Here is a 3,695-nt window from a genome sequence, read left to right on the forward strand (position 1 = left end):
ATGCAGGAAGGCCGAGAACCGCAGCCGTCCGCCGGCATCATCGACTCCCAGTCGGTCAAGGCCGCCGACACCGTCGCCGGTGACTCTCGCGGCTACGACGCCGGCAAGAAAATCAACGGGCGCAAGCGATTCATCGTCACCGACACCCTCGGCCTACTCGTGGTGGTCTGTGTGATGGCCGCGTCCTGGCAGGACCGCGACGGCGCGAAGACCACCTTGCTCAGCACGTATCTGGCCACGCCGATCCGGCATGTGTTCGCCGATCAAGGGTTCGCCGGCCGGCTCGTTGACTGGGCCGCCACCCGGCTGCGTATGCGCGTGGAGATCGTCCGCAAGCCGACCGAGCAGCGCGGCTTCGCTGTGCACCCGAAGCGCTGGGTGGTCGAGCGCAGCCTGGCCTGGCTGACCGCCCACCGCCGGCTGGCCCGAGACTACGAACGCGACCCCGGCGTCTCCGAGGCGTTCATCCGGTGGGCCGCGATCAACACCATGATCCGCCGCCTCGACCGCGGTCGACCCGGCAAACGCCAGACCCGACGCCTGCTGAACCCGCCCGAGTAACAGCTCTCTCAAACACTCACAAAGAGAGAAGTCTTGGAATCGTTGAAGACGAAGCGACTGATCAAAGGTGCGGAAAGCGGCGAGAGTACTGCGCACTTACCGATGGGGGTCGCCAGGCGTGCCGAGAAAAGATCAATCCACTCGGAGAGCTGATCGACTACGCAAGGAAGACGCTTCGTTTGTGACATGGACTATGCGCGGACAAATGTTTGCCACTTTGGCGCCAGCTTGCGCTCTCGGTCGCCGCGGATGTTCGTCAGAGCGAGCGCCAAGTGGTGAGCATCGGAAGTCAGGCCAGATTGACACCGAGGACCGCTACGTCACCCTGCGTAGACGCCGATCGTAATGCTGGACCAGACGTCGACGCGCGCTTCTCGCCCATGAGAAGGCATCGCCTACACCTCCACTGCGCCCCGAACTCATCGCAGCGCCGCTGTGAGGTCGGCAGCGATCTCGAAGGTCGGTGCCGCCCTTCCGGTCTCGTCTGCGTTCGGCGCGATGTGCTCGACGCGGGCCAGCATCTCCGTTGCGGTTTCCCGGTCATTGAGCACCATCGGCAGTTCTGCGCGGTACACCAGAACCTCTACGTGGGCGCAGTCGGGCTTACCGGTTGGTGAGCACGTCTTTATCGCCTTGGCGAATTGAAGGCTCCCGCCGAGCGGACCCGCGGCCGGGACCTGGCCCAGGCTGTGTCTCCCGTAGGCGGCTGCGTCAGCAGTCAGCAGTGACGACTTCGGGGTTGAGCTGGTACTGGCCGCCGGTGTTGACGATGGGATCGAGTTGCGTGCCTGTCGTGCCGGCGTCGTCGGCGACGGAGCGGATGACGGTGCGGAGGTTGCTGACGCAGGTGGAGAGTCGTTGCGCGGCTTGTGTTGCCGGCACGCCGGGCCAGATGGAGGCCATGATGTCGGCGGTGGTCGCGCCGGTCGGACGCCTGGCGAGGAAGGCCAGCAATTCCAGACTCTTGGCGCGGACGCCGCCGACCGGGTGGCCGTCGGCACCGATGATCGCCGGCGTGTCGAGGACGGTTACGGAGACCGTGCCGGGCGGCCGATCAACTTCAACAGGCGGCGCAACGATGGCCGGGAGCTGCTTGCGGGGCGGCCGCATCCGGGCGCGAGACGGCGATGTCACCGATTTCGCCCGGGCCTTCGCTGATGGGGCGGTGGCCACCGTGTCGGCGGCTGACGTAGACGTCCGGTCGTCGGATGGTTCCGCCGTTGTGACGAGCGGCTCGTCGTCCGCTGCGTCGCCGCGCATGGCGGCGGCAGTTAGATCGGCGCCGAGCAGGGCGGTCACGCCGTCGTAGTCTGCGGATGCCTGCAGGCGGTCGGCGACTTCATTCATGTCGTAGGTGAGCGCAGCGATTCGAGCGAGATCCTTGCCGACCGCAGCGCGGATCTTGACCTGCAGGGCGGCTGCGAGTGCGGCGTTGCGTCGCTCCTGACGCTGCACTATCTGAGCGGCTTCCAGCGAGCCGGACCGGCCGAGCTGTGGGTAGCGGACGGCGAAGGCGCGCGCCCGTGCGGTCAGCCCGGGTTGACGTATCCACGACCACGTCCCGTAGCGCGGCGGTAGGCCGGCTGTCATGCCGCGTGCGCGCAGGCGGTCGCGTCGTTTGTTCTCGACGTCGATCCACCAGCTGATAAATCCGAGACTGCTCATCAGGGCGAAGAAGCCGCCGAGCAGGTGGCTGTCGTGGGTGACGAGGTTGAAGGCGGCGGCGGCGCCGGCGATCAGCGCGCCGAGCAGGCGCGCGCCGGTGGCGTGCTCGCCGAGGCGGCGGCGGACGTCCGCGTGTGACAGGAATGTCATGCCGCCGAGTTCGAGCGCGAAGACGCCGCTGGCGCCGATCCACCAGGGTAGGTGAAACGCGGCGGCGGCCCCGGTGGCGGTGCCGTAGAGGGCAACGAGGAGTACGGCGGTGTAGAAGGCGCGGCGCATGTGGGCGGTGATGCGCACGGCGGCGGCCAGGTCGTCGTCGTGGTGATCGACGACCGCCGGTGGTTGCTCGAGTGTCGCCAGGCGCGCGAGCAGTTCCGGTTCCAGGGTGGCGATCATGTCGGGTCCCGCGAGTCGTCGGGCGCGGCGTCGGGGAGCTGCTGCAGCAGGGTTGTGACGAGGTGCTCGGTGTCGTCGTCGGTCGGCAATTCCGCGTCGGCGAGGGCGCTGCGGAGGGTGGTGAGCCGTTGGCGGACGCCGTCGGCGTCGCCCAGGCGGGCGGCGGCGCGGATAGCGTGGCGGGCGAGGTCGTCGGACAGCGGATCAAGTCGGCACGCGGCCTCCCACAGTGCTCGGCTGACGTCGAGATCTGGGTGCAGTGCTGCGGCGCGGGCGTGGACGCTGATGAGGGTGCGGCGGGCGTGTTCGCGGTCGGTGTCGGCCCACTCGTAGTCGGTGGTGGCGGCGAGCTCCGGGGCGCCTGCGGCTGCGTCCACCGCAGCGAGCAGGTGTGGCAGCCGTGCGGTGTCGTCGGGAGCCGCTTGCGCCGCGGCGACGGCGTCCTGCACGGACCACCAGTCGACGCTGAGCAGGTCCGGGTCGAGGTGGTAGCGGCTGCCGGTGTTCACCACCGGTTCGACCCTGCCGCGGTGCTGGGCGTCGCCGGTGGCGATGGTGCGGATGGTGGTGCGCAGGTTCGCCACGCAGGTGGAGAGGCGTTCGGCGGCGCGGGACACGGTGACGTCGGGCCACAGCGCTTCCATGATGTCGTCCAGGGCCGCGCCGTGGCGGTGCACGACGAGATAGACGAACAGTTCGAGACTCTTCGCGCGCAGGCCCTTGATCGGGGCGTCTTCGGTGTCCAGGATCGCGGGCCGGCCGAGCACCCGGGCGCGCACTGTGGTGGTCTGCGCTGTGGTGGTCTGCGGTGCGGTGGGCCGGGTCTGCGGTGCCTGGCCGGTGGGCGGTAGCCGTGGCGGAGGTGGTGGCGGACCGATGGTCGAGGTGGCGAGGGCCGGTGTGGTCAAACTGTCGATGACCTGTTCGACAGCGGCCGCATCGGCGACGGCCAGGCGGCCGTTGGTGCCGGGGACGTGTCCGTCGGTGTCCACGATGAGTGCCGCCGCGCCGGGCAGGTCCGCGCCGACGAAGACGGTGTGGATGTGCAGATCGGCGCCCAGCTGAGCGGCGGC

3 protein-coding genes and 1 pseudogene are annotated in these 3,695 nt (G+C 69.0%); 1 reads left to right on the plus strand and 3 read right to left on the minus strand.

Going from position 1 to position 3,695, the window contains the following annotated elements:
* The coding region (locus AB0M20_RS32030; protein WP_364304068.1) for a transposase at positions 1-561 on the plus strand (561 nt) is incomplete at its 5' end.
* 419 nt (positions 562-980) lie between these two features.
* Here the strand turns inward: AB0M20_RS32030 and AB0M20_RS32035 are convergent.
* The 3 genes and pseudogenes from AB0M20_RS32035 to AB0M20_RS32045 all read right to left on the minus strand — a co-directional run.
* Positions 981-1,136, minus strand: coding sequence for a hypothetical protein (locus AB0M20_RS32035; protein WP_364304070.1), 156 nt, complete (start codon positions 1,134-1,136; stop codon positions 981-983).
* 136 nt (positions 1,137-1,272) lie between these two features.
* The gene (locus AB0M20_RS32040; protein WP_364304071.1) at positions 1,273-2,622 is read right to left on the minus strand and encodes a hypothetical protein; all 1,350 of its coding nucleotides are present in this window, start codon (positions 2,620-2,622) and stop codon (positions 1,273-1,275) included.
* Positions 2,619-3,695 (minus strand): annotated as a pseudogene (locus AB0M20_RS32045) (hypothetical protein); the annotation flags it as partial. The gene AB0M20_RS32040 and the pseudogene AB0M20_RS32045, both read right to left, overlap by 4 nt.

It is taken from the genome of Actinoplanes sp. NPDC051633, assembly GCF_040681735.1.
Taxonomy (GTDB): domain Bacteria; phylum Actinomycetota; class Actinomycetes; order Mycobacteriales; family Micromonosporaceae; genus Actinoplanes.